Genomic DNA, 2,107 nt, shown 5'->3' with positions numbered 1-2,107 from the left:
GACGGTGCGCTCGGCGATGCCGGTCGCCGCGCCCAGCTCGCGCCAGGACGCGCGCGGGTCCGCCTGCAGCGCGATGAGGCAGGCGAGATCGGTGTCGTCCAGCCCCGGAGCTAGGGGCTTACCCTTACTTGACGTGTCCATATTCATTAAATTAACGTTCGCGCATTGATAAAAACATAAAATTAAACGGTCTTTTTGACCAAAAATAAATTCTTATTTGAGGTTTTCATGAGCAGCACATCAGCGCCCCTGCGCAAGCCGCAGGGGGCAGCCGCCTCGGCCGGCCCCGCGCCCGTCTCCCGCGCGCGCACCATTCTGGCCGGTAGTGTAGGCAATGCCGTCGAATGGTTCGACTGGACCATCTACGCGTCCTTCGCCATCTTCTTTTCCAGCCAGTTCTTCCCCGAAGGCAACGAAACCACCGCCCTGCTGGCCACCTTCGGCATTTTCGCCGTGGGCTTCTTCATGCGCCCGGTGGGCGGCTGGCTGTTGGGCATTTTCTCCGACCGCTACGGCCGCAAGGCCGCGCTGGGCCTGACGATTCTGATGATGGCCGGCGGCTCGCTGATCATCGCCGTCACCCCCACCTACGCCGCCATCGGCCTGGCCGCCCCGCTGCTGCTGACCGCCGCGCGCCTGCTGCAAGGCCTGTCGCTGGGCGGGGAGTATGCCTCGGCCACGACCTTCCTGGCGGAAATGGCGCCGCCCAACAAGCGCGGCTTCTATTCCAGCTTCGTGTTCTTCAGCGCCGCCGTGGGCATCCTGGCCGCCTCGGCCATCGGCTGGGTGCTGACCTCGACCCTGAGCAAGGCCGAGATGGCCGCCTGGGGCTGGCGCATTCCGTTCTTCCTGGGCGCCCTGGGCGGCCTGGCCGGCATGTGGATCCGCCGCTCGATCCCGGAAACCGAGGCCTTCTCGCACGCCAAGAAGGCCGGCGTCGAAAAGCAGCCGCTGCGTACCCTGCTGCGCGACCATCCGCGCGAAGTGCTGCGCATCGTGGGCTTCTCCATCCTGACCACGTTCGCGTTCTACATCTTCGTGGCCTACGTGCCCACCTATGCCATCCGCCAGGTGCATGCAGATCCGAAGACCGCATTCGCCGCCAACACCGTCGCGCTGATCGTGTTCATGCTGGTGCAGCCGTTGTTCGGCATCCTGTCCGACCGCATCGGCCGCAAGCCGCAGCTGATCTTCTTCGCCGCCGGCTACCTGGTGTTCTTCTATCCGCTGATGACCACGCTGGGCCCCTCGTTCGGTTCGATCCTGGCGGTGGAACTGTTCGGCCTGGTGCTGTACGCCATGTACACCTCGATCGCGCCGGCCATCATGTCCGAGCAGTTTCCCACCAGCGTGCGCGCCGTCGGCATCGGCACGCCGTACAACCTGGTCGTGGCGCTGCTGGGCGGCACCACGCCCTATCTGCTGACCTGGCTGCAAAGCAAGGGCATGGAGCGCTGGTTCTTCTACTACGTGCTGGCGGGCGCCGTGATCACGCTGATCACCTTCATCCGCATGCCCGAGACCAAGGGCCAGACCCTGAAGTAAGCAAAACGAGCGTCACGTACTAGCGCTTTCCGGTTCCCGCAGGACCGGAAAGCTTTTTCTTTTCCGATGAGACCCATGCCAGCACAAGACACCGCCCTGCACTTCCAAGACGCCCAGGCCCTGGCCGGCGCCATCCGCCGGCGCGAACTGAGTTCGCGCCAGGTCACCACCCACTTCCTGGACCGCATCGAGCGCGCGCCCGCGCTTTCTGCCTATAGCGAAGTCACGGCCGAGCGCGCGCTGGCCCAGGCTGACGCCGCCGACCGCCTGCTCGCCGCGGGCATGTTGCTGGGTCCCTTGCATGGCGTGCCGGTGGCGGTGAAGGACAGCGTGCAATGGGAAGGCGTCAGCGCCAGCCTGGGTTCGCTCGCCCTGCAGGGCCGGATCAGCGGCGAGACGGCGGTTCCGCTCTGCAAGCTGGCCGCGCAAGGCATGGTGGTGCTGGGCAAGACCCGCATGACCGAGTTCGCCTTCGGCCTGTCGGGCCAGAACCCCACCCAAGGCACCGCGCGCAATCCCTGGGACGCGCAGGCCGCGCGCGCGCCGGGCGGCTCGTCCAGCG

Annotated in this window: 3 protein-coding genes; 2 read left to right on the top strand and 1 reads right to left on the bottom strand. The window is 65.8% G+C overall.

The window, feature by feature from the left end:
• Positions 1-147: AsnC family protein (locus VIR09_RS00710; protein ID WP_332010753.1), on the bottom strand; the 147-nt coding region annotated here is incomplete at its 3' end.
• A gap of 81 nt (positions 148-228) precedes the next feature.
• Between VIR09_RS00710 and VIR09_RS00705 the strand changes: the two genes are divergently transcribed.
• Both VIR09_RS00705 and VIR09_RS00700 read left to right on the top strand, forming a co-directional pair.
• On the top strand, positions 229-1,545 hold the full coding sequence (locus VIR09_RS00705; RefSeq protein WP_207472661.1) for an MFS transporter: 1,317 nt from the start codon (positions 229-231) through the stop codon (positions 1,543-1,545).
• 75 nt (positions 1,546-1,620) lie between these two features.
• A partial coding sequence (locus VIR09_RS00700; protein ID WP_332010749.1) for an amidase family protein occupies positions 1,621-2,107 on the top strand: 487 nt, incomplete at its 3' end.

The organism is Achromobacter sp. (genome assembly GCF_036567245.1).
Lineage (GTDB): Bacteria > Pseudomonadota > Gammaproteobacteria > Burkholderiales > Burkholderiaceae_B > Achromobacter.
The sequence above is the reverse complement of the archived record's forward strand: the minus strand, read 5'-3'. Positions and strand labels throughout refer to the sequence as shown.

What these genes read in the sequence shown, in the direction of transcription:
- VIR09_RS00705 (WP_207472661.1), top strand. Translation starts at nt 229, where the DNA reads ATGAGCAGCACATCAGCGCCCCTGCGCAAGCCGCAGGGGGCAGCCGCC.